26 protein-coding genes are annotated in these 24,638 nt (G+C 42.1%); 19 read left to right on the top strand and 7 right to left on the bottom strand.

The features are described from left to right. The first annotated feature begins 13 nt into the window (after positions 1-13). Complete coding sequence (gene brnQ / locus RZO55_RS05520; protein WP_336624264.1) at positions 14-1,315, top strand: branched-chain amino acid transport system II carrier protein; 1,302 nt, start codon at positions 14-16, stop codon at positions 1,313-1,315. A gap of 51 nt (positions 1,316-1,366) precedes the next feature. Here the strand turns inward: brnQ and RZO55_RS05515 are convergent, their stop codons facing one another. The 3 genes from RZO55_RS05515 to asnS form a co-directional block, all read right to left on the bottom strand. After that, the gene (locus RZO55_RS05515; RefSeq protein WP_318063285.1) at positions 1,367-3,229 is read right to left on the bottom strand and encodes an ATP-binding protein; all 1,863 of its coding nucleotides are present in this window, start codon (positions 3,227-3,229) and stop codon (positions 1,367-1,369) included. Positions 3,230-3,231: 2 nt separating this feature from the next. After that, positions 3,232-4,302, bottom strand: coding sequence for a metallophosphoesterase family protein (locus tag RZO55_RS05510; protein WP_318063284.1), 1,071 nt, complete (start codon positions 4,300-4,302; stop codon positions 3,232-3,234). A 165-nt stretch (positions 4,303-4,467) separates the two neighbouring features. Next, positions 4,468-5,859 (bottom strand): asparagine--tRNA ligase, encoded by a 1,392-nt coding sequence (asnS, locus tag RZO55_RS05505; protein WP_318063283.1) that lies wholly within the window; start codon positions 5,857-5,859, stop codon positions 4,468-4,470. A gap of 245 nt (positions 5,860-6,104) precedes the next feature. Here asnS and RZO55_RS05500 point away from each other — a divergent pair, with 245 nt between their 5' ends. The 5 genes from RZO55_RS05500 (at position 6,105) to RZO55_RS05480 (ending at position 9,579) form a co-directional block, all read left to right on the top strand. Then, positions 6,105-7,379, top strand: coding sequence for a glucose-1-phosphate adenylyltransferase (locus RZO55_RS05500; RefSeq protein ID WP_318063282.1), 1,275 nt, complete (start codon positions 6,105-6,107; stop codon positions 7,377-7,379). Next, positions 7,376-8,497 (top strand): glucose-1-phosphate adenylyltransferase subunit GlgD, encoded by a 1,122-nt coding sequence (glgD, locus tag RZO55_RS05495; protein WP_318063281.1) that lies wholly within the window; start codon positions 7,376-7,378, stop codon positions 8,495-8,497. The genes RZO55_RS05500 and glgD overlap by 4 nt, the downstream gene beginning before the upstream one ends. A gap of 26 nt (positions 8,498-8,523) precedes the next feature. Continuing rightward, complete coding sequence (spoVG, locus tag RZO55_RS05490; protein ID WP_318063280.1) at positions 8,524-8,811, top strand: septation regulator SpoVG; 288 nt, start codon at positions 8,524-8,526, stop codon at positions 8,809-8,811. 140 nt (positions 8,812-8,951) lie between these two features. Beyond that, complete coding sequence (locus tag RZO55_RS05485) at positions 8,952-9,167, top strand: hypothetical protein (protein ID WP_318063383.1); 216 nt, start codon at positions 8,952-8,954, stop codon at positions 9,165-9,167. A 1-nt stretch (position 9,168) separates the two neighbouring features. Continuing rightward, the gene (locus RZO55_RS05480) at positions 9,169-9,579 is read left to right on the top strand and encodes a DUF3783 domain-containing protein (protein ID WP_318063279.1); all 411 of its coding nucleotides are present in this window, start codon (positions 9,169-9,171) and stop codon (positions 9,577-9,579) included. A gap of 89 nt (positions 9,580-9,668) precedes the next feature. On the opposite strand, the gene RZO55_RS05475 is transcribed toward RZO55_RS05480, so the two are convergent. From RZO55_RS05475 to RZO55_RS05460, 4 genes are all read right to left on the bottom strand, one after another. Continuing rightward, positions 9,669-10,418, bottom strand: coding sequence for a phosphotransferase family protein (locus RZO55_RS05475; RefSeq protein WP_318063278.1), 750 nt, complete (start codon positions 10,416-10,418; stop codon positions 9,669-9,671). Positions 10,419-10,547: 129 nt separating this feature from the next. Further along, positions 10,548-12,458: a 1,4-alpha-glucan branching protein GlgB gene (gene glgB, locus RZO55_RS05470; protein WP_318063277.1), complete on the bottom strand. Its 1,911-nt coding sequence runs from the start codon at positions 12,456-12,458 to the stop codon at positions 10,548-10,550. An 86-nt stretch (positions 12,459-12,544) separates the two neighbouring features. Next, positions 12,545-12,763, bottom strand: coding sequence for a YaaL family protein (locus RZO55_RS05465; protein ID WP_318063276.1), 219 nt, complete (start codon positions 12,761-12,763; stop codon positions 12,545-12,547). A 100-nt stretch (positions 12,764-12,863) separates the two neighbouring features. Continuing rightward, entirely contained in the window at positions 12,864-13,199 is a 336-nt protein-coding gene (locus tag RZO55_RS05460; protein WP_336624263.1) for an ArsR/SmtB family transcription factor, read from the bottom strand. 351 nt (positions 13,200-13,550) lie between these two features. Here RZO55_RS05460 and RZO55_RS05455 point away from each other — a divergent pair, with 351 nt between their 5' ends. From RZO55_RS05455 to RZO55_RS05395, 13 genes are read left to right on the top strand one after another with little or no spacing between them, the layout of a single operon-like run. Next, positions 13,551-14,060 (top strand): prepilin peptidase, encoded by a 510-nt coding sequence (locus tag RZO55_RS05455; RefSeq protein WP_318063275.1) that lies wholly within the window; start codon positions 13,551-13,553, stop codon positions 14,058-14,060. 13 nt (positions 14,061-14,073) lie between these two features. Then, a complete protein-coding gene (locus tag RZO55_RS05450) occupies positions 14,074-15,075 on the top strand; it encodes a P-loop NTPase family protein (protein WP_318063274.1) in 1,002 nt (333 codons plus the stop codon). Positions 15,076-15,087: 12 nt separating this feature from the next. After that, positions 15,088-16,308 carry a TadA family conjugal transfer-associated ATPase gene (locus RZO55_RS05445; RefSeq protein WP_500683304.1) on the top strand — a complete coding sequence of 407 codons (1,221 nt, stop codon included), beginning with the start codon at positions 15,088-15,090 and terminating at the stop codon, positions 16,306-16,308. After that, positions 16,265-17,035 (top strand): type II secretion system F family protein, encoded by a 771-nt coding sequence (locus RZO55_RS05440; RefSeq protein ID WP_318063273.1) that lies wholly within the window; start codon positions 16,265-16,267, stop codon positions 17,033-17,035. Before RZO55_RS05445 ends, RZO55_RS05440 begins: the two co-directional genes overlap by 44 nt. Before the next feature lie 12 nt (positions 17,036-17,047). Further along, positions 17,048-18,313, top strand: coding sequence for a type II secretion system F family protein (locus tag RZO55_RS05435; protein WP_318063272.1), 1,266 nt, complete (start codon positions 17,048-17,050; stop codon positions 18,311-18,313). Between the two features lie 17 nt (positions 18,314-18,330). After that, complete coding sequence (locus RZO55_RS05430; RefSeq protein WP_369293194.1) at positions 18,331-18,516, top strand: Flp1 family type IVb pilin; 186 nt, start codon at positions 18,331-18,333, stop codon at positions 18,514-18,516. Continuing rightward, positions 18,516-20,405, top strand: coding sequence for a DUF5702 domain-containing protein (locus tag RZO55_RS05425; RefSeq protein ID WP_318063271.1), 1,890 nt, complete (start codon positions 18,516-18,518; stop codon positions 20,403-20,405). The genes RZO55_RS05430 and RZO55_RS05425 overlap by 1 nt, the downstream gene beginning before the upstream one ends. A 19-nt stretch (positions 20,406-20,424) precedes the next feature. Next, entirely contained in the window at positions 20,425-21,348 is a 924-nt protein-coding gene (locus RZO55_RS05420; RefSeq protein ID WP_318063270.1) for a hypothetical protein, read from the top strand. A 9-nt stretch (positions 21,349-21,357) separates the two neighbouring features. Further along, positions 21,358-21,792, top strand: a complete 435-nt coding sequence (locus RZO55_RS05415) for a hypothetical protein (protein WP_318063269.1) — start codon at positions 21,358-21,360, stop codon at positions 21,790-21,792. Next, positions 21,789-22,178 (top strand): hypothetical protein, encoded by a 390-nt coding sequence (locus RZO55_RS05410; protein WP_318063268.1) that lies wholly within the window; start codon positions 21,789-21,791, stop codon positions 22,176-22,178. Before RZO55_RS05415 ends, RZO55_RS05410 begins: the two co-directional genes overlap by 4 nt. Position 22,179: 1 nt before the next feature. After that, complete coding sequence (locus tag RZO55_RS05405; RefSeq protein ID WP_318063267.1) at positions 22,180-23,508, top strand: DUF6382 domain-containing protein; 1,329 nt, start codon at positions 22,180-22,182, stop codon at positions 23,506-23,508. Positions 23,509-23,560: 52 nt separating this feature from the next. After that, positions 23,561-24,175 (top strand): rhomboid family intramembrane serine protease, encoded by a 615-nt coding sequence (locus RZO55_RS05400; RefSeq protein WP_318063266.1) that lies wholly within the window; start codon positions 23,561-23,563, stop codon positions 24,173-24,175. Positions 24,176-24,204: 29 nt separating this feature from the next. Continuing rightward, positions 24,205-24,621: an HIT family protein gene (locus tag RZO55_RS05395; protein ID WP_318063265.1), complete on the top strand. Its 417-nt coding sequence runs from the start codon at positions 24,205-24,207 to the stop codon at positions 24,619-24,621. Positions 24,622-24,638: the final 17 nt, after the last annotated feature.

Here is a 24,638-nt window from a genome sequence, read left to right as displayed (position 1 = left end):
TCCAGGGGGGATTATGGAACGATTAACAAAAGAAAAATTAGTTTTAGCAGGTTTAACGGTTTTCTCCATGTTTTTTGGGGCAGGAAACCTGATATTCCCCCCTTATTTAGGCGCATCAGCGGGAATATCTGTGTGGATTGCAGTAGCAGGATTTGCAGTAACCGCGATTGGTTTTCCGGTTTTGGGCGTGGTGGCAGTAGCGCAGTCCGGCGGACTGGATAAGCTTGCTGGCCGGGTTCACCCCAAATTTGCATTTATATTTACCCTGTTAATTTATTTATCCATCGGACCCTGCCTTGCAATTCCAAGAACAGCAAGTACGTCTTTTGAGATGGCAGTCGTACCGTTTCTAAAGGCGGGAAGTGCCACTGGCTGGATGCAGTTTCTATATTCCGTTGTTTTTTTTGCCATAGCGTTTGCCGTTGCTTTAAAACCTGATAAGCTGACGGACAGGCTGGGAAAGATACTGACTCCCATACTTTTGGTACTGATCGCAGTGATCTTTGCCGGCTGCATCCTTCATCCGGCAGGCATTTATGGACAGCCAGCCGAAACCTATCAAAAAGCTCCGTTTGTGAAAGGATTTCTGGAAGGCTATATGACGATGGATACCATTGCAGCTTTGAATTTCGGGATTATTATATCTTTGAATATTAAAGCTATGGGTATCCCGAAAGAAGCAGATGTGGTTCGGGAGACCATTAAAGCCGGATTTTTTGCCGGAGGAATCCTTTTGTTAGTTTACAGTGCTTTATCTCATGTGGGTGCAGTGACCGGAGGAACATTTGGTGTTAAAGAAAATGGTGCTCAGACCTTAAATCAGGCGGTACAATTCTTATATGGAAAAGCCGGTCTCATTCTGCTTGCGGCTGTTTTTTTCATTGCATGCCTGAATACGTGTATTGGCCTGATCAGTTGCTGCAGTAAGTATTTTTGCACCATTATACCTAAAGTGAGGTACCGGACATGGGCGTTTTTATTTGCTTTCATCAGTCTGATTATTTCCAATGCAGGACTTAACAAGATACTGGAGATATCAGTACCTGTTTTAAATGCTCTTTACCCAATATCCATCGTGCTGATCATTCTTTCTTTTGCGTTTAGGGATGGAAAACGCTGGAGAGCGGTATATGTATGCTCCATGGGATTAACAGGAATCACGGGAGTTCTGCTGGCGCTGGAACAGGCAGGAGCCAGATTTCTGCATGATACACTTATTGTTCTTCCGCTTTATTCTGCTGGGCTAGCCTGGATATGTCCAGCGATCCTGGGAATTATAATTGGAGTTGTAATTGATTTTTTTAGAAATATATGATTAATATAAAGAAATCCCTGAAAGAGATTTTTGTCTCTCTCAGGGATTTCTTTATATTTCGACTAAATGATAAGGCATTAAGTTGGCAGTCAGCATCTGTGCTTCCCGCTGATGGCAGGTGAAGATAATAATCTGATTGCTATAAGTACCAGACAGCCATTTTAATCCGGTCTTTAACCGGTCGTCATCATATAGTACAAAGCTGTCATCAAAGATAAACGGCATTTTTTCATCACCAGACTGGATCAGAGTTGCAGCAGCCAGGCGAAGAGCCAGATAGACCTGATCCATGGTTCCGCTGCTGACCTGCTCTAAAGGAACCAGCTTGGTTTTGGTATTTAAAAATATGTTCAGGTTTTCATCTACGCTCATACTGGTATAGATTCCGCCGGTAATTCCTGAGATCAAATCAGAGGCTGCCTTATTTAAGTAAAGACCAAACGAGTCACGGATGGAGGAAGATAAGCTGGTCATGGTTTCCAACGCTAAGTCCACAGCAGCGATTTCCTCCCGTAAGCGGTCATTTTCAGCTATAATATGCTTCAGCCCTTCGGCCTGGGTTTTACAGCCAGATAGATGATCCAGCTTCTTCTCAAGCTCCCACTGGCTTTTTTGCTGTGTCTCAATGGTTTCGCCGCATCCTTCCAGCTTTTTATTAAGTTCTTCAATCTCGACCGCCTTCTGGTTAATGGCTGCTTCCGATTTGGTTACGGCCGAACAGAGCCGTGTGAACTCTGCCATGCGGTTCTGAAATGCCTGTATGGAATCCGAAGTAATATCGGTCTCTCCCAGATGCCTGGACAGGATTTCCTGAAGAATCTTGCCGCTCATTTCCATATCCTTTTGATGGTGGCGGATCCTTAAAAACAGGATTAAGCCAATCAGATAGAAAATAAGAGCACCGCTTACAAAAATACTCAGAAGCAGGATGAGATCAATGCCATAATAGGCAGAGAAGTAATTGGATTCTCCTAAATAATAAATAATACCAGTGCTGCATAGTAAAAGGGTTGCGACAATCAGTGAAACAGCAGAGGCGATCTTTTTCGGTTTACGGTTTGATGCTGTCTGCGCCTCTACATATTCATCATAATGCTGCTGCGCCTTTCTGGAACAGGATTGAATGGATTCGTGGTCAGTAAAATGGTTGCCTGTGAGAACCTGCCGGCCTCTTGCTACTTTCTTGATCAGTTCTTCCTTTTCTGCCTGGCGCTCTTCTAAGTCAGCCTTCATGTCCTGGCGAAGCTTCTGGTAAGACTTAATCTGGTTCTCATACTCAGGAGCTGAGATTTCTTTTTCAATATTGCGGATTTCACTTAACAGTGAGGTATAGGTCCGGGCTGCTTCAGGAACCATTTGCGCTTCCAGCTCTTTTTTCTGGGATTTTAAACAAGCCGCCGCTTTTGTGATATTAAGAGCAAGATTACCTGTTGTATTTAAGTTGGCAATATAGTTTTTCAGCTCCGTAACCATACCTTCGTCTGTTGCACTTTTTAACTGTCCGATACTGATGGTATTGATGTATGAGGTTTCGCTTAAACCGCAGAGAAGATCATCTAAGAATGACTTTGTTGGCTCGACTTCCCGTCCTGCAGTTTCATCTACGATCTTAAACTCTTTTTTATTCTTCTGAAAAGTCCGTTCAATGCGGTAGATATGTTCCTTATGTTCTACGCGGATCTGTCCTTCATAGGTTCCGCTGTTTTCCCATGGTTCAAAACGGGAGTAGAGATCATTTCTCGATGCTCGTCCCCTCTGGCGTTCAATTCCAAAGAGCATGCTGCGGATAAAAGTATGTATTGTGGATTTACCTGCCTCATTTTTTCCATAAACAATGTTAATACCATCATGGAACGTTAAGTTCCTGCCATGGAACTTTCCAAATCCATTGATGTAGATGTCCAGTATTTTCATGGTCAGCTCCTTTCATCCGTAGTGCGAAGCAAAGCATTAATTCCGTAATAGAGTGCTTTCTTTTCTACCCCGCTCATCTCTGGTTTCTGAAGTGCCTGAATAAAGAAACCGATCATGTCGCTGGGGTGTTCGGCAAAGAGAGCGGAAAAATTATACTGTGGTTCTGATTCGTCAATCATTTCAAGAATCTTAAACCGGGCAGAGAGCATGTCTAAATCAAATGTAATATCCGGATCCCTCATGCCCCGTATGCGTAACCGGTAGATATTCTCTATGCCCCGGTTTTGGATTTCCTGTGTAATTTTCATGGCGAGTTCTGTATTGGTGGTGGCTGGGGTGACATTGACTGCAAGAGAGATGTACTGAAGCTTTGCGAGAGGAATGAATTTCAGGGAGGTTACCATACGGGTTACCTCATTGATCTCCCCAACCATCATACCGTGGTGACCGGATTCTGTCTTGTCCAGGGGTTCCGGAGAGCCTGCAAAAGCCATACGATTTTCAATAAGAATCTCAGGGCGGTGGATGTGTCCCATGGCGATGTAGGAAAAGTCCAGGCTTGACATGGCACCTTTATCAAAGGGGATGTGGTTGGCATCTCCTCCGTGGCCTAAAAGGACATGAATTCTTCCGTTATTAGGTACCTTTAAGTGGTCAAGGCGGTTTTCAGGTATCTCTACAGAGTGATAGCTAAAACCATAGACCTCTGTATTAATTTCCTTAAAATAAACGCTTTCCAGCTCTTCTCCCATGAGATAAGTTACATTCGGCGCCCAGGTAAAACTTAATAGAGCAGAGTTATTCCGAATGCGGTCATGGTTTCCAGCGATAATGATCACACGAACGCCCGGAATAGTGGAAAATAAATAATTAATCTCCTTTAAATCTCTGGCAAGTGGCTGGCGGTGGAAAAGATCACCGGAAATGAAAAGACAGTCAGCTTCCATGGTCTTCGCCTGGTTCACAGCTTTTGCGAATGTGTCTTTAATGTCCTGGTAGCGCTCCCGGCTCCAGGGCTTATCGCTGTCGGGGCTCATACCCCAGTGTACATCTGCAATATGTATAAATTTCATCGTCAATACCTCGCTGGTACAGCACTGCATGAAAGAATCTGATGTTTGCTGTACGTATCCTCTTTCATAGACTTGGAACCACATATAAAAGAAATTTGAGATTCCCTTTATACATGGTTCCTGTATCAAGAGGCTGTCTGATTTATTGGCAGCAGCCTCAGCGGCCTATAGTTCGCAGTTGTTAACGGTTCTTGGAAATGGAACCACGTCACGGATATTGGCCATACCGGTTAAATACATAACGCAGCGTTCAAAACCAAGTCCGAATCCCGCATGACGGGTGGAACCGTATTTTCTCAAGTCAAGGTAGAAATCATAATCCTGTTTTTTCAGACCCAGCTCGTCCATACGTGCTGTAAGCTTGTCTAAGTTGTCTTCTCTCTGGCTTCCTCCGATGATCTCACCGATACCGGGAACCAGGCAGTCCACTGCAGCAACGGTCTTATTATCAGGGTTCATCTTCATGTAAAATGCTTTGATTTCCTTTGGATAATCAGTGACAAATACCGGCTTTTTAAATAGCTGTTCAGTTAAATAACGTTCATGCTCTGTCTGTAAGTCACAGCCCCAGAATACTTTATAATCAAATTCTTCATTGTGTTTTTCTAAAAGTTCAACTGCTTCCGTATAGGTCACATGAGCGAATTCAGAATTCAATACATGATTCAGTCTGTCTAACAGTTCCTTGTCCACAAACTGGTTAAAGAAGTTCATCTCTTCCGGAGCATGCTCCAGAACATAACGAATCACATATTTCAGCATAGATTCAGCCAGTTCCATATCATCCTGCAGATCTGCAAATGCCATCTCAGGCTCAATCATCCAGAATTCTGCCGCATGCCGGGTTGTATTGGAGTTTTCAGCACGGAAGGTAGGACCAAAGGTATAAACGTTTCGAAAGGCCATAGCATAAGTTTCGGCATTCAGCTGTCCGCTAACGGTTAAATTGGTAGGCTTTCCGAAGAAATCCTGAGCAAAGTCTACCGTTCCTTCTTTGGTCATAGGAATATTTTTTAAGTCCATAGTTGTTACCTGGAACATCTCTCCGGCACCTTCACAGTCACTGCCTGTGATGAGAGGAGTGTGTACATAAACGAAATCCCGTTCCTGAAAGAACTGATGGATGGCATAGGCGATGAGAGAACGCACCCGGAAAACTGCCTGAAACGTATTCGTCCTCGGACGCAGATGTGAAATAGTTCTTAAATATTCAAAGGAATGGCGCTTTTTCTGAAGGGGATAATCCGGAGCAGAGGAACCTTCAATGTCGATTTTTGCGGCCTGAATCTCAAACGGCTGTTTGGCTTCCGGTGTCGGAACCAGGGTTCCGGTGACGATAATTGCAGCACCAACATTCAGCTTAGATATATCTGAAAAGTTTTCCATAGAATCATGGTAAACGACCTGAAGCGTTTCGAAATAGCTTCCGTCATTTAACACGATGAAACCAAAGGTCTTAGAATCCCTTAAGCTTCTTACCCAGCCTCCGATTGTAATCTCTTTATTAAGAAATGAATCTTTGTCTCTATATATTTGTCTTACCGCGGTTAAATCCATAATGGCTTCTCCTTTTACATGTTCGCATACTTAATAAGATTATACTGTATTTCCGGCCTTGATTCAAGGGGTATGGGGTGCAAAAACTACTGATAAACGCTAAAATGTAAAAGAAAAGACAAAAGCATGAAAAATGTCGGAAAATGCACAAAAAAATAACACAATAATTCAAAAATTTGTTCACTATTCTACGAATGTATGTTATAATGCTAGTACAATAAATATCAACAGCAAGAGGTGATAACGTGATTAAAAAAGAGATGATTGCCATGCTTCTTGCAGGCGGTCAGGGCAGCCGGTTAGGTGTTCTGACGCAGAAGGTGGCAAAACCCGCAGTATCATTTTGCGGAAAATATCGTATTATTGATTTTCCGCTCAGCAATTGCATTAACTCAGGAGTCGATACAGTAGGGGTCCTGACTCAGTATCAGCCATTACGTTTAAACACTCATATCGGGATAGGTATTCCATGGGACTTAGACCGTAACGTTGGTGGTGTCACGATTCTGCCTCCCTATGAAAGAAGCAAGGGAAGTGACTGGTATACTGGCACAGCCAATGCCATCTATCAGAACCTGGAATATATGGAGACCTATAACCCGGATTATGTTCTTATCCTTTCAGGGGATCATATTTATAAGATGGATTATGAGGTAATGCTTGAGTATCATAAAGCCAATAATGCTGATATCACTATTGCTGCCATGCCAGTTCCTATTGAAGAAGCCAGCCGTTTTGGAATTCTTATTACCGATGAGAATAACCGGATTACAGAATTTGAGGAGAAGCCGGAGAGCCCCAGAAGCAATCTTGCTTCCATGGGTATCTACATATTCAGCTGGAAGGTTTTAAAGGAAGCATTAATCCGCATGTCTGATGTTCCAGGCTGTGACTTTGGCAAACATATCATACCTTACTGTTTTGAGTCCGGAAACAGGGTATTTGCCTATGAGTATAACGGCTACTGGAAAGACGTAGGTACCTTAAGCTCATACTGGGAAGCAAATATGGAACTGATTGATATCATTCCTGAGTTTAATCTTTATGAAGAGTATTGGAAGATTTATACGAAGAGTGATATTATTCCGCCTCAGTATGTAGCAGAAGAGGCTGTCATTGACCGGAGCATTATCGGAGAAGGAACTGAAATCTGGGGTGAGGTTCATAATTCCGTAATTGGTGCCGGTGTAGTAATCAAATCAGGAGCTGTAGTTGAAGATTCCATTATTATGAGGGAATGTACAATCGGGGAGAACACCACGATCAGGAAAGCAATCATTGCTGAGAATGTTACTGTCGGTGCTGATTGTGAACTGGGAAAAGGTGAATTTGCGCCCAGCAAATATGATCCTAAGGTTTATCAGTTCGATCTGGTGACTATTGGGGAAAATTCCATCATACCAGACAATGTTAAGGTGGGTAAGAACACAGCAATTGTTGGTGAGACCAGGCCGGAGGATTATCCGGACGGAGAGCTGACAGGCGGTGACTACATCATAAAGGCAGGTGGTATGAGATGAGAGCAATAGGAATTGTATTAGCAGGCGGAAACAGCAAAAGAATGAGGGAACTCTCCAATAAACGAGCCATTGCCGCTATGCCCATTGCAGGGAATTACCGGAGCATTGATTTTGCGCTCAGTAACATGACAAACTCTCATATACAGAATGTGGCGGTTCTGACCCAGTATAATTCCAGATCTCTTCATTTGCATTTAAGTTCTTCAAAATGGTGGGATTTTGGAAGAAAGCAGGGAGGCTTGTTTGTATTTACTCCCACAATTACAGCAGAAAGCAGTGACTGGTACAGGGGAACAGCCGATGCCCTCTATCAGAATCTGATATTCTTAAAAAACAGCCATGAGCCGTATGTGGTTATTGCAGCTGGGGATGGAATCTATAAGCTGGATTATGGAAAAGTCCTGGAGTATCATATTGAAAAAAAGGCTGATATTACCGTTGTCTGCACAGAACTTCCGGCAGGGGAAGATACCACCCGCTTTGGAATTGTGAAGACCAATGACGACGGAAGAATCACAGAATTTGAGGAAAAACCAATGGTTGCATCCTCCAATACAGTATCCTGCGGGATTTATGTAATCCGCAGACGTCAGCTGATTGAATTAATTGAACGGTGTGCCATGGAAGACCGTTATGATTTTGTCAGCGACATACTGATCCGCTATAGGAATTTAAAAAGAATATATGCCTACCGAATGAATACATACTGGAGAAACATTGCATCTGTGGAGTCCTATTATAAAACCAATATGGACTTTTTAAAACCGGAGGTCAGGGATTATTTCTTCCGGCAGTATCCTGATGTTTATTCGAAAATTGACGATCTGCCACCGGCAAAGTACAATCCCGGTGCTGCTGTGAAAAACAGCCTGATATCCAGCGGCAGTATCGTAAATGGAGTGGTAGAAAACTCTGTTTTATTTAAAAAGGCATATATCGGTAACAACTGTGTCATCAGGAATTCCATCATTTTAAATGATGTTTATATAGGGGACAATACAGTGATAGAAAACTGTATCGTGGAAAGCCGGGATACGATTCGGGCCAACACCACCTATATAGGAACGCCAGACAATGTAAAAATTGTCATAGAAAAAAACGAGAGATACACATTATAGGAAATGTGACGGGAAGGGGCTTTAACATGCAGATTACAGACGTAAGAGTTAGACGCATCGAAAAAGAGGGTAAGATGAAAGCGATTGTATCCATAACATTGGACAATGAATTTGTGATTCATGACATTAAGGTTATTGAAGGAGAAAAAGGCCTTTTTATTGCCATGCCAAGCCGCAAGGCTGCAGACGGGGAATACCGGGATATTGCACATCCCATTAATTCAGGAACCCGGGATATGATCCAGAAAGTGATTTTAGATAAGTATGAGACGACAGCTCTTGAGATGCCGGAAGTCGCAGCAGCACTTGCTTAAGTAACTATAGACGTTTGATCCGCAGCCTGGAATAATCCGGCTGCGGATTTTTTCATGCTGAATCATTAAAAAACAGGATTTACACAACACATCCTGTAAACTATAATAGAAAGTAATATTTTGGGAAAGGCAGATGAATTATGACAATTAAAATAGGAATCTTAGGCTATGGTAATCTTGGAAAAGGAGTGGAATGCGCTATCCGTCGTAATCATGCGTATGCGCGAGCGGCATATCGGTTCAATAAAGAAGGGATGAACGGTTGCAAAACCGTATTTGATATCCCGCCATCTTATTTAAGCATATTAAGCAGTGAAGATCTAACAGCTGCTATAGACATCAAAAGGAGGATATAAAATGCAAGTGAAGAAGGAAATGGTTTTATATTACTGCCCGGAAAAGGAAAGTCAGAAAGGGAATAATACCAGGGTTGCCAGGTTAAAGGCAGTTCTGATCCAGATGGGAATCCGCATTAAGAATATTTCCCCTGATCAGACGAGCCAGACGATTGGTTATCTGGCGGGAAGTGAGGGATTTGAGGAACAGCCTGCAGGCGAATGTCCGGTGGTTGAGGAAGAGATTCTGGTTATGAAGAATTTTTCCAGCAAACGGATTGATGAACTGCTGATGAATTTAAAGCGGTCAGGAGTATCCAAAATAGCATTAAAGGCTGTAATAACAGATACCAACTCAAAATGGAGTTTTTACGATTTGTATCAGGAACTTAAAAAAGAGCATGAGACAATGACCGGTAAAGAAGAATCTTGAAGCGATGCAGATATTACGAAATGGTTATGGCACAATATGATTCATAGAAAGGGAGCGGACGGTTCAGGTCCACTCCCTTTTTGATCAAGTTACTGGTAATCACAAACTCCGGCCCACTTATTCAGAAGTTCCTCTTCTTCCGGCCTTTTTTTGGAAAGCTGTGCAGCTGCGACAATGGGAAGCCAGGACTGAACATACTTTTTGGCAGTTCCCGTTTTCTTACAGAACAGGTTCATATACATATCCGCCTTGTTCTGATCCTGCAGACAGAACAGCAGATAGGTTCTTGCAACATCTGCACTGGCATTACCCTGAGTGGCATGTACCCAGTCCAGAACATACATAGTTCCATCGCTCTTTACAATAATATTGGAGGGGTTAAAATCGCCATGGCAGAGTTTGGTATGCTTTGGCATGCTGTCCAGCTGTGTGCGCATGTCATATCTGGTTACGTCACCAAGTTCTTCAATATCCTGAATTTGTTTGGATATCTTATCCTTCAGCTTATTTAAATAGGGGCAATGCTTAGACATGATATTCAGATGCAGATCTACCATCTGTTCCATATATTCCGGCAGTTTCTCGGGATTCTCATCCATCAGCTGCTGGAGGGTCTTGCCTTCTATAAAATCAAAGGTAATGGACCACTGGTTTTCAAAAACACCGACTTCCAGTACTCGTGGAACATGAATACCGCCAATTTCTTCTACTCTGGCGCTGATGAGTGCTTCGTTTAAAACTTCAGCCTTAGGAAACTCAGCGTTAAAAACTTTAATTGCCTTTTCACCATCATGAAATACCTTCTTTGTTGCTGTTGTAGCGATTAATTCTGCTGCCATATGAACCTCTCCTTCCATCTCTGAGTCTAGCATATTAAGTAATTTTATACTTATATTTTACTACTAAATAACGAAAAAGTATAGTATTTTATAGAAAAATATATAAAAAATAACCAAATAATTCGTAAATTAAAAACGAAATATAGCGGCCCCAAAAGCTGGAAGCGGATAAGCAATGGAATAATCCTGATCATCCCATGGAGTCTTCTCAGATTTAAAATCCACACCGGATTCCTTTTCTTGATACAGCCCATGTGTTGTATCAAGAACAAGAGTATACTTCCCGGGTTTTGGTACGCCCACCCGAAAATCAGGACGTTTGACAGGAGTGAAATTCAAGACAAACAACAGGCTGTTTCTGACTCCTTTTCCATGCCGGATAAAACTGAAAATACTACGTTCATTGTCATTGGCATTAATCCAGGAAAATCCCTCCCAGATGTAGTCATTATTATAGAGTGCGGGAAATTTTCGGTACAGGTGAAGAAGATCACGGACATAATTGTTCAGATCTTCACCAAGAGGCTCTTTAGCCAGATACCACTCAAGAGAATCTTTTTCATCCCATTCATGGAACTGGCCGAAATCCTGTCCCATGAAAAGCAGTTTTTTTCCGGGGTGTCCAATCATAAAAGTATAGCCAAGCTTTAAATTTGAAAACTTATCCTCAAGAAGTCCTGGCATTTTATTAATCATGGAACCTTTTAAGTGGACGACTTCATCATGCGACAATACAAGTATATAATTTTCACAGGTAAAATATGTAAGTCCAAAGGTCATCTTATGATGATTATATTTTCTGAAATAGGGATCCAGTTTCATGTATTCCAGGAAATCATGCATCCAGCCCATGTTCCACTTAAAAGTAAAGCCAAGTCCGGAATTCTCGGGCTGATCTGTTACTTTAGGCCATGCAGTAGACTCTTCAGCAATGACAACAGCGCCCTTTCCCCGTTCCTTTATTACACTGTTTAAGTGTTTAAAAAACTCAATGACTTCAAGATTCTCATTCCCTCCGTGGGGGTTTTTAACCCACTCGCCGCTGCTGCGTCCATAATCCAGATACAGCATGGAAGCAACGGCATCTACTCTCAGCCCGTCTATATGATATTTTTCCACCCAATAAAGAGCATTGGCAATAAGAAAATTATCCACTTCATATTTGCTATAGTCAAAGACTTTGGTTCCCCAGTCAGGGTGTTCCCCCTTGCGCGGATCTGCGTATTCGTAACAGGCTTCCCCATCGAATTCGGAAAGTCCGTGGGCATCTTTGGGAAAATGTGCCGGAACCCAGTCAAGAATAACTCCTATTCCATGCTGATGCATGTAATCAACAAAATACATAAACTCGTCGGGTGTTCCGTATCTGGAAGTAGGAGCATAATAACCGGTTACCTGATAACCCCATGAGCCGTCGTATGGGTGTTCTGCAATGCCCATAAGTTCGATATGGGTATAGCCCATATTCTTCACGTATTCTGCCAGTTCGCAGGCAGCCTCTTTGTATGTATAATAGCCTTCCTTTTCTTCCCGGTTTTTTCGTTTCCAGGAGCCCAGATGGACCTCATAAATACTTAACGGTTCAGACAGCATATCCTGGTTTTCCCGCTTTTTTACCCAAGCATGGTCGTTCCACGTATATACGGATAAATCGGCTGTAACAGAAGCGGTCTGAGGGCGGAATTCTGCATGAAAGGCATAGGGATCTGCTTTAAAAAGAATTTTTCCACTGGGAGTAGTTAAAGAATATTTGTACAGCTGTCCCAGTGCCACCCCCGGAACAAATACCTCCCAGATACCGGAATCGGCCAGGGGGACCATGGGATTTAAGTCGGGGTTCCATCCATTGAAATCTCCGACTACCCCAACCTGACTTGCGTGAGGTGCCCAAACGGCGAAATACACCCCTTGCTTTCCGTTGTATGTTTTCGGATGAGCGCCCAGTTTTTCATAAATTTCGTAATGACGGCCGTTGTTGTATAAATAACGGTCAAGCTCTGTAATAAAACCTGTTCCCAATTCATTTGTTACATTCTCCATTTGCTCACCCCTCCATATTGGTACACGATTCCCATGTTGAAGCAGCCTTTGTAACAGGTCAGTATCAAAGCTTATTCTATACCTGATTATACCTCGCGGCTCTTAAAACGGCGCAGAAGAAACTGGTAGCGAAGCTGCGCTGCATTCAGTTCGTAGATATAGCAGTCAATTAAAGTTGGGTCAACGACCTGTTCGAAATGATTCCTTGCTGCATCAATGGCGGTTTTGGAACGTTCAATTTCCTTGCGTAAAGTCCGTTCCTCTTCCGTAAGAGAAAAGTGATTCCCTAATAATAAATTTTTCATATAATCATCTCCAGATTAAGATTTAACGAGTATCTATAAAACTCATTATATCTGGAAATTGGAACTTTATTCATCTATTACCTGAATATCCATAAAATTATTAGACTTGATCCATATAATTCTGGAGATACTGCCCAAGTGTGCATAACCTTTTTGTGCTTTCTCCAAAGGTTAGAAAATAATAATTGGCAGTTCCTTCCTGGCGTGACGATACAAGTCCTGCTTCTTTTAATATTCTTAAATGATGAGAAATGGCCGGGCGGGATAAACTTGTCTTATCTGTAATTTCATTTACATTCATTCCGCAAAGTTCAGTCTGCTTTTTTATGCAGGCATTGGCCAGAACTTCAATAATCGTAAGCCGGACCTCGTCTCCTAATGCAATAAAAAGCGGCATACAGCTTTTAAAAAGCTGTGGAAAATCTCCATTCGCCACCTGAAACATCTCCTTTGGTTTAAAATAGTAAACTAATATTATAGTAACACCCGGGCGGAAAAAGGTCAACAGATATTGTACAAAACTACTTATAAGATTTGAAAATGTGATAAAAAATTGTATATTATAACACAAAATGACTAATCATCTGATGGTTCATATCAAATGCAAAATAGAAAAATTTGTAAAAAAGAGTTGACTTTTGAATCTGCCTTGTGCATAATAAAGTCAGAATCTCGCATACGTTCTGTATACGGTTCACTATTCATTATTCAAAGCCGAATTTCCGGCATTATTTCCAGATTTATAATTTAGTAAAAAGGAGTTGATATTGTAAAAGTTCTCGTATTATTGTTTATACTGGCTATTGCTTCTCATTTTGATGTAAGGGAACACCGTATACCCAATTACCTGGTATTTACGGGTATTGTGATGGGACTTTGTTTAACCTTGCAGGAAGCAGTTGAAGACGGGAATCTGGCTGTTCTGCATGAGATGATGGCATTTGCAGGAAGATTCTTAGTAGTTACAGCAGCATTTTTTCTGCTGTTTGTATGCCGTATGATTGGAGCGGGTGATATTAAAACAGCCGCCCTCATATTCGGATATCTTGGTTTTGGCACTGGTTTTAAAGCGGTTGCCGGCGGATTTATAATAGGGGCATTCTGGTCTCTGTTTCTTATGGCGTTGAAAGGCAGTACCTTTCAACGGTTGTCTTATTTTCTGACCTACTTGAGGTCATTATTCCAAACAAAAAAAATTACAGCTTATTACAGTTCATCCCGGGATGGGTATGATGCAGTTATTCCGCTGGGATTCTGCATGTTTTTGGGAACGCTGCTTGCTGTTATTTTGGTTTAACAGGAGGTTTGCTATGACAAAACGCATTATGGCAATATGCGATGAAGACGCTGCATTCGGAGAACGGTTTGCAGAGTTTGTAAATGAGAAGGAGCGGTCTTTGCTGTTCATGGTGTCCTTTACATCGGTACAGGAACTGATTGATTACAGCTTCGGCCATGACATTGAACTTGTTTTGATCAGTTGTGGTATATCAGATGGGGAGATTGAACAGATCAGAGCAGAAAAGGTGATTCTCCTTGCTCAGGAGAGGCTGATCTCCCCTAATGACCGGTATCCCTGTGTTTATAAGTATCAGGCCGCAGACCGTCTTCTTCAGGAGGTTATGGAAGTGTACGGATTGGCTTTCGAAGATCAGGGGTATACCGTGCTGTCTGAAAAAAGCAGGGTGATTGGTGTTTATTCACCGATAAACCGTTGTTTAAAGACATCGTTTTCCCTGACTATGGCACAGGTGTTGTCCCGGGATTTAAAAGTTCTTTATCTAAATCTGGAGGATTGTTCCGGACTGGCAGAGCTGACCGGAGAAGAGTATGAGAGGGGGCTGTCAGATTTATTCTATTATTACAGACAAAGCACCTTTTCTTCTGCCAGACTTGGTGCTGCTGTCTGCACATGGGGAGATTTGGATTATATACCTCCGGTTCAGTATCCGGAAGATCTTGCCTTTGCTTCCTCTCAGGAGATATCAGGGCTAATCAGGCAGATTGCTAAAGAAAGTACATACGGAACCATAATACTTGATCTGGGACAGATGGGGAAAAGAGCAGCGGATATTCTGGAAATCTGTGATTGCATCTATATGCCTGTGAAAGAAGACTGCGTGTCCGCCGCAAAGGTAGCGGAGTTTGAGACATACCTTAATGCATCCGGTCACGGAACTGTTACAAAGCGGATACAGAAAATCAGGCTTCCGTATCACTGTACCTTTGGAAGAAAGGATAATTATCTGGATCAGCTTTTATGGAGCGAATTGGGAGATTTTACCCGGCAGCTTTTAAGAAAGCAGCCATAGGGAGGTGAAGAGTTGGTTGAAGAGCAGCGCAGAATGATGCGGGAGGACATCATGTCGGAATTAAATCAGCAGAATCAGATCTCTGATGAAGAACTATATGCCATGATTGATGAGAAAATAATGGAGGTGGGATTAACAGGATATCTGCCCTTGAGAGATAAGCTTAGGCTGAGAGACTGGTTATTTGATTCGTTCAGGCGGTTGGGAGTTCTTCAGGAGCTGGTTGATGATAAGACTGTGACAGAAATCATGGTAAATGGGCCTGATCATATCTTTATTGAGCGCAGCGGGCGTATGGAACAGTGGGATAAAGTATTTGAAAGTCAGGAACAGTTGGAAGACATGATTCAACAGATTGTCAGCCGTGTTAACAGAAACGTAAATGTTTCAAGACCGGTAGCAGATGCCAGGCTGAGTGACGGTTCCAGAGTTCATGTGGTTTTGCCGCCGATATCCCTTGATGGTCCTGCAGTCACAATCAGAAAATTTCCGGAGCCAATCACCATAGAAAAGCTATTAAGGATTGGATCCATTACCAGAGAAGCTGCTGATTTTTTAAAAAACATTGTGGAAGCCGGTTATAACATCTTTATCAGCGGCGGTACGAATTCCGGTAAAAGTACATTTTTAAATGCCTTATCTGCCTATATACCCAAAAGTGAACGAATTATAACCATAGAGGACTCGGCAGAACTGCAGATTACCCATATACCCAATCTGGTCCGTCTGGAGACAAGATGTGCCAATGGAGAAGGCGAGGGGGAAGTGTCCATCGGAGATTTAATTAAGGCAGCTCTTCGTATGAATCCCTCCCGGATTATAGTTGGAGAAGTCAGAGGAAGAGAGGCGCTCGATATGATATCAGCCATGAATACGGGCCACGACGGAAGCTTAAGCACAGGCCATGGCAACAGTCCAAAGGATATGTTGTCCAGGCTGGAAACCATGGTGCTTATGGGAACGGATATACCTCTTTTGGCTGTCCGAAGTCAGGTGGCGGCTGCAATTGATGTCTTAATTCATTTAGGAAGACTGAGAGATAAAAGCAGACGGGTATTATCAATTGTGGAGGTGGCAGGATATGAGGCTGGTGAAATCAGACTTAACCCCATTTACCGGTTTGAGGAGAATAAAGGGGCTCAGGGAAAAACAAAAGAAGTTAGTGGGATTCTTAAAAAAGTGGGAAATCTTGAAAACACAGAAAAACTGGAAGCAGCAGGCATTAAACTATGATAAGTATGTGCTTACTCTGAAGGAGTGGCTGATCTACAGTGGACAGGGAGTTTTAATTGTAATACTTTTTTCTTATGTATTTTACCGCAGTCTGACGGCATTTCTGATTTTGCTGCCATTAGGAATTCTAATCCCTGTTTCAAAAAGAAAAGAATTAAAAGAAAAACGGCTGCAGCAGCTGAATCTGGAATTTAAAGAGGGTATTTTGCTTCTTTCCTCTTTTTTAAGTGCCGGGTATTCTGTAGAAAACGCAATCCTGTCCTCTTCAAAAGAGCTGGCGGTACTCTATGGTGAGGCTGGGCTTATAACAAAGGAATTCCGGCTGATGGAAAGTCAGATCCGCATTAACCGGTCGGTAGAAAAGGCATTTTTGGAGTTTGCCACAAGAAGCGGGCTGGATGATGTGAAGAATTTTGCTGAAGTATTCGCAACTGCAAAACGAAGCGGAGGCGAGCTGGTTTCAATCATCAGCCATACCGCAGATGTGATCCGGGATAAAGTGCAGGTAAAGCAGGAGATACTCACCATGACAGCTTCCAAACAGTTTGAACAGAAGATTATGAATCTCATTCCGTTTTTTATTGTCATCTATATTGATATTACTTCTCCTGGTTTTTTCAGGATCATGTATACCACAGGGGCGGGAAAAATTCTGATGACCATCTGCATGGGGATTTATATGATTGCGTTTTGGCTGGCAAAGAAAATGATGGAGATTGAATTATAACCAGGAGGTCTGATGAAAGGTCATTATAAGTTCAGATGGAAACAGCCTGTAACAAAGGCACAGGCTGTATGCGTGGCAGGAGGATTCCTTTTGTACATAGTTATGGAGATTATATCCTTGTGGGGCAGTCAGAATGTATTGGAAGAAGGCATGGGGTTAAAAAGAGCCGGCCCAGGGCAGGGAGAACGAATTTATGAAATTGTGGTAAAAGGATTGAATCAGGAGCGGGGAGATAAAAAACTGTTTATTGATATTCCTGTACGGGAGCGTCGTTATACAAAGAAAGAGTCCGAGGAGCTGTTTGAAAGGTTGGAAACGGAGCTGCAGACTCTAATGCTTTCGGATAATGATTCCCTCAATTCCATAATGCATGATTTGAATTTTATAAATAGAATGGACAGCTTTGGAGTGTCAGTGCGTTGGGATACCAGCAATCCTGACCTGATTGATTCCTTTGGAACGGTTTATAATGAGGGGCTTTTGGAGGGAGGAAAGGAGATTTACATCACTGCTGCAGTTTCTGATGGTATCCATAGACACAGCTATCGGTTCAAAGGTAAGGTAATACCACCAGCACTGACAATAGAAGAGAAACAAAAAGCAGCTTTCAAAAAATGGGCCGATGAGATTGATATGAAGCAGCAGACGGCCGACCAACTGACTTTACCCGATATATTTGAAGGACAACCGTTGGAGTATTTTAAACCAAAAGAAGAATCTTATGGGATATTGCCTGTACTTGGTCTGGCACTGGCAGTTCTGTTACAGATCAGAACTCAGGTTGAAAAACAAAAAAGGTACAGGCTGAGAGAACAGCAGCTTTTACTTGATTATTCAGAGGTGGTTTCAAAGCTTGTGGTGTATATTGGAGCGGGATATACAGTAAGGGGAGCATGGGAACGGATTGCAACTGGTTACGGGGAGGCTTTGAAAAATAAAAAGCAGTCCATTCGACCTGCTTACGAAGAGATGGTTAAGACGGCTGTACAGTTAAGAAGCGGTCTGCCGGAAGGACGTGCTTACAATGAATTCGGAAGGCGGTGCAGCCTTCAGCCATACATCAAGCTCGCAGCTTTACTGGAACAGAATCAAAAAAACGGTGGCAGACAACTGAGAAATGCTCTTGATCTCGAGATGAGTTCGGCATTCGAACAGAGAAAACATGCAGCCAAAAAGCTTGGAGAAGAAGCAGGTACCAAACTATTGCTCCCGCTTCTTCTAATGCTATTGGTGGTAATGATTATGATAGTAGTTCCGGCATTTCTTGCATTTTACTAGAGAAAGGAGGTGATACCGTGGCAGAGTTGTTAAATAAACAGATGTTTGATTTTATGAGAGAGGAGGATGGAGTTGGAGTTATTGAAATTGTATTAATCCTGGTGGTTCTAATTGGTCTGGTTATTATTTTTAAATCCAATATTAAAAAGCTGCTGGATAGTATATTTGTTGAGATTAATAAGCAGTCGAAAGAGGTGTACTAATGCATAACAAAGGTCATATAACGGTTTTTCTCAGCTTAGCCTTTTTATGCATATTCAGCCTGATGTGCGGACTTTTGGAGTCCGCACGGACTGCCGGAACAAGATGGTATTTAAAACTTGCGGCGGATTCTGCAATGGATTCTGTATTCAGCAGATATCACAGAGAAGCGTGGGAGAAGTACCGGATTTTTCTTCTTGAAGATAAAAGCGGAGATAAACTAGAGGAGGAATGGTTGGGATATATGAAACCTTATATAGATTATTCCGGCTGGTATTCCATGGATATGCAGGACGCAAATTTAATGCAGAAGGTTCTGATTACGGATGACAGTGGCAGACATATGAAGCAGGAAATACTGGATTATATGAGATATGGGATTTTTAATAATATTCCGGATGAACCAGGTGCTGTTACTACGCTTGCTGGTCTGAAAGAAGCCGCTGCCGTAGAAGATCTCTCTAAGTCCTATGGGGAACACACTAAGGAAGCGGTCCGTTTGGAACATGTGATTAAAGAGATTAATGATTCCCTGGAAAAACAAAGAACCATTTGGCTGGAAGCAAATTCATATTTGAGTCATTATAATGGGAATGGTTTCATGAAAAAAGCGGATGAATTAGAAAAAGAGATTAACCGGATTCCAACCCTGATAAAAACGTACGGTAAGATTGCAGATGAGCTAAATATCCAATTACAGAAGACAAAAAGTAAAAAAGAAGAATCATTCAATCAGTTAAGTGATCCAATACAGATGACATTAAACAGTGATACCAATTGGTATGATTCCTATGTCAGACAGGATGGCGAGCGCAGAAAAGCAATTGAAGCTCTCGCAGTAAATGTTTCAGTTATAGAAGATAAGATTAAACGTTCAGTAAAACGTACCGAGGAGGTAGAACAAATAATAGATGACTGGGACAGCAGTTCTGATGATGATGATGATGGACCGGATTTATCCCATTTGTGGGGATCAGTTATGGATATCTGGGGTGAGATACATATCTCAACGCTTTCCTATAAAAATGGTGTAAAGGATACACAAAAAGAAAAAGTTTTAGAAAAAGTACAAAACCTTGTAAAAGATGGTCTTATATCGCTGGTTCTTCCGGAAGGAAAGAAGATTTCAAAAGGGGTATTAAATAATAACTCATTTCCGTCACTGATTTATACGGAAGAACAAGAAGAAACAGATGGACTGATAGACCGGATTTTATTTGAGGAGTACTGCAGCCAATTTTTAACCAGTTATTTATCAGAGAGCGGAAAGGACGTTCAGTATGAGCTGGAATACCTGATAGGAGGTCTGAATACAGATGAGAAAAATTTCTCCAGTGCAGTTTCGGATATTTTAGCCATCAGAGAAGGTCTGAATCTTGTACATATTCTGACAGATCAGGAAAAAAGGGAGGAAGCAAATGCATTGGCAGCTGCAATTACCGGAGTTACAGGGCTGGCTCCCCTGAACGGACTTGTTTCCTTTTTTATAATGGGTATCTGGGCAATGGGGGAAGCCATTGTCGATGTAAGGCGGCTTCTTCAGGGGGAAAAGGTTGTGCTTATTAAATCAAAGGATACCTGGAAGCTTTCAATGGAGGGATTGCTGGATTCAGGAAACCGGGGAACTTTTGAGGGAGAGGGAAGTGATGATAACGGCATTAATTACACCGGCTATTTAAAACTGATTCTTTTTGTCTCTCACGGCAGCCGGCAGTATTACCGGCTTATGGATGTCATTCAGATGAATCTTAGGGCAGCGGATGAGACATTTCGCATGACCCATTGTATATACCGCGCAGAAATTAAAGGGAGAGGAGTTTCGCGTCATCTCTTTTTTGGAGGACTTAAACCAGATTATCCAATAGAGGTTCGGACAGAAAAAGCATATTAAGATAAGGAGGCGAGTGATCATGCCCTTTTTCAGAGCGCTTAGAATAATTATTAAGAAAGCAAAAGTTACTCTCCAGGTACAAATCCCCTTGATAAAAAGAAATTTCTCTGTAAAAAGGGTATTGTCATACGCCTCCTTTCAATCAGAACCAGGGAGTCTGACCATAGAAGCCGCAATGGTACTGCCGATTTTTCTGTTTGCTGTAATAACCCTGATGATGCCAATGAAACTTATAAATGATGGGCGAAAAGTGCAGACAGCACTTGAGAATACGGGAGAAGAGTTAAGCCAATATGCAGCAGTTCTAAAAGAGCTGGAGAAAGCAGAGAATCTTAATGCAGCAGGTTTAGATGAAATACCAGACGATTTTATATCCGAACTAACTGAGCAGGGGGTTCTCCTTTATGTAAGAATGAAGATGAGCAGGCAAGAGGTCTGTCAATGTCTGGAATCGGTATCATTTTCCCACTCCTCTGTATTAAAAGATAAAGAAACCTTTGATTTGATTATGGATTATCGGATCCGTCTGCCATTTTCCATCTTAGGGCTAAAAAGTGTTCCGATGACTGCCAGATGCCGGCGAAGAGCCTGGATTGGAAATACTCTGCTTCAGGACCGGGAATCCGGCCACAAAGAAGAAATGGTATATGTGGGGAGAGATAGTACCAGATATCATAGAAAAAGGACATGTCACTATATATACAATCAAATCAAAGCAGTGAATAAAGAAGATCTTAAAACTATTCGCAATTTAAATGGAGGAAAATATAAGCCCTGCAGCAGATGTGCGGGTCTTAATGGAGATGATGGAATTGTATATATCATGCCGTCAGGTGAAAAATATCACAGCAATCAAGAGTGTACGTCAATTACTGCGTATGTAAGGCTTGTTCCATTATCGGAGGTAATTCATCTGGGACCGTGTTCTTATTGCTCCCAGTAAGGAGGAAAAATGATTAAGCAAATAAACGATATTATTTTTGGATTGTTTCTTCTAACAGCAGCCTGGGAAGACAGCTGCAAAAAAAGTATTAGTATTTGGGTCTTTATCATTGCCGGAGCAGCAGGTTTCGCTTTGTGTGTTTTACAGAGACAAGATCCGGTCAGCCGGCTGACCAGCTGCCTGGTTGGTTTTGCATTATTGGCAGTAAGCAGAATGACAAGGGAATCGGTGGGAACAGGAGATGGGTGTTTTTTTCTGACCAGCGGTCTGTTCTTACCTGTTTTATTTAACTTAAAGCTGCTTCTATACGGCTTAAGCCTGAGCGGTGTTTTTTGTGGTCTTTTTTATCTGGTAAACCGTTTGAAAGGAATTGATGTTGGAAAAGAAAAGATTCCATTTATTCCTTTTCTGGTTCCGGTCTGGCTGCTCCTGGTGATGAGATGAAGGGGCGCTTAAACGCGAGCTATACGGTCGAGGCAGCTTTCGTTATGGCAGTCATACTGTTTGCACTTATGTTAACAATTCAGTCCGCTTACTGCTTAAGAGACGAGGTTACTGGGTCCATGGCACTGGCAGAATCGGTACAAAGACTGAGACACAATGAGACGGAATCCCCAGCGGATGCCTCAGAATGGGCGGCTCACAGGGCAGGAAGCCCTTTTTCATGGGAGAAATACCAATTTAAACTAGACACTTCGGGAAATTTTCTTACGGGCAGACGGGTCACAGGAACAGGATTGGGTGGTAAATGGAGCCTGGAACTGAAACAGAGAGTTTTTGATCCTGAGGATTTTTTAAGAAAACTGACGCTGATCAATCAGGAGGAATGAGATGAATGTTACATACAGGCGTGAAATGAAGCATAATTATTTGATTATAGAGCAGGATATATCCGGGACAGAGGGATATGAGGTTTCCATGCTGAGAGAAAATCAAATAAACGGATTATTGAAATTTCATTTAAAACAGATTGATAATCATAAGTATTTCTATTATGAAATCACTTCCAGGCAGCCCTTAAACCGGATCCTGGAAATTCACAGCCTGAATAAAGCAGAACTGAAGAATCTGATTACTGGAATTGCACAGGTTTTTAACCGCTTACCTGCTTATTTGCTTAATGAAGATCAGATACTTCTTCAGCCTGAATATATCTATCTTGAGCCGGAGCGTTTTTTGGTTTCTCTATGCCTGGTACCGGGAAGATACAGAAAATTTAGTGAGAATATGACGGAATTACTCCGTTATCTTTTGGGCAAGGTCAATCATCAGGATAAGGAATGTGTAGTAATGGCATATGCCTTATATCAGGAGAGCTTAAAGGATAATTACGGTATTGACACATTAGCAGAGCTTGTCTGCACCCCACATGCCGGGGAAGGCCGGGAAAAGGAAGTCACAGTGTCCCCGTCCGGATCAGAAGACGGTGAAGAACAGATTATATTTACGGATACAGATCAAGATCAGATACAGGTATTCCAGGAGTTTAACCAGTTAGAGAAAGCAACATCCTCTGGATTTGTCCTCTGGAAGCCATTGCTCCTTTTGCTGTCAACCATGGCTGGATCTGCAGTCATAATATGGCTGATATCTGGTCATAAAGGAATCATTAAATACTGGTACGCTCCGCCAATAGCAGGAATATTAAATGCTGTGTATGGAATAATCAAATCAGGAGGCATGAAAAACAAAAAGTATTATGGGGAAGAAAGTAAAAAAGGAGATACCGGTATAGAGCCGGAGTCGGAGCGGGAGGCGTGGCAGCTGGCTTTTTATGAGGAAAAGGAAGAACCTGGTACTCCGTTAAAAACAGCAGTTGAAGAAGAAATGGTACAGACGGCACTACTGACAAATGTTAAAAGAGATTCTAAAGTCCGGATATTAAAATCAACTGATCCTGGCAGACAGGATATAGAGATTACGTATACTCCGTATCTCATTGGTAAGCAGGAAGGATTAGTGGACTGCGTTCTTGAGGGGGAGGCAATCAGCCGCATTCATGCAAAAGTTGAAAAGGATGGCGATGATTACTGGATTTGTGATCTGAACTCAACAAATGGTACTTATGTGAACGGAAGGCTTCTGGAAACAAATGAGGCTGTGAGATTAGAGACTGGAGATGAAATTTTTATAGCAAATTTTGCGTTTATATTTACATAATCTGTCAGTTTATGATAAAATAAGCATATTATGGTTCAGAAGGAGCGCGATAATGGATGAACTTAACAGTCGCAGGAAGGCCTATGTGAATATGAGTCTTATTGCGTTGAATATCATTTACTTTCTATACCTGGAGATGAGTGGATCAACCGAAGATACTCAGTTTATGGTTTCACATGGAGCCATGTATGCACCATTGGTTATTGAAAGAAGAGAATATTACAGACTTATAACTTCTACCTTCATGCATTTTGGAATTAATCATATTATGAATAATATGCTGATTCTGTTTATTCTGGGAGATAATCTGGAGCGTGCACTTGGTCATATTAAATATCTGATCTTTTACATCATTTGCGGTGTGGGAGCCAATGTTGCTTCTATGATAGTGAATTTATCCGGATATCGAAGTGTGGTATCTGCAGGCGCATCCGGAGCAATTTTTGGAGTAATCGGAGGCCTTTTATATGCTGTGGCAGTTAATCGTGGTCAGCTGGAGGATTTAAGCACCAGACAGCTTGTAGTTGTAATTTTATGTTCCCTTTATTTTGGGTTTACCAGTACAGGGGTTGATAATGCAGCCCATATTTCAGGTCTGATCATTGGAATTATTATGGGAGTTATTTTATATCGCAGACCCCGGTACAGGAGCAGTAAGCAGATATAAGAACGCTAATGCCGGAAGGAGGTGATTGTGTGAGAGAAGAGGACTGCATTTTCTGCAAAATCGCAAATGGGGGAATACCCTCAGAGACAATTTATGAGGATGATATGTTTCGGGTAATTATGGATTTAGGACCGGCTTCCAAAGGGCATGCCCTGATTCTTCCTAAGCAGCATTACAGAGATATCTGTGATCTGGATGAAGAAATGGCAGCAAAGGTTCTTCCATTAGCAGCTAAAATAGGAGCCGCCATGAAAAAGGCGCTGGGATGCTCCGGGTTCAATGTAGTGCAGAATAATGGAAAAGAGGCAGGTCAGACAGTTTTTCATTTTCACGTGCATTTGATTCCCCGTTATGAGGAAGGTCCTGCTATGGTTTCATGGATGCCGGGTAAAGCAAGTCCGGAAGAATTAGCACAGACAGGAGCCGCCATCAGGAGCGCCCTGTAATCAGAGGGGCATATGAT

The sequence above is a fragment of the Clostridium boliviensis genome, from assembly GCF_033342255.1.
Taxonomy (GTDB): Bacteria; Bacillota; Clostridia; order Lachnospirales; family Lachnospiraceae; genus Lacrimispora; species Lacrimispora boliviensis.
This window is presented reverse-complemented; position numbering and strand designations above follow the sequence as displayed.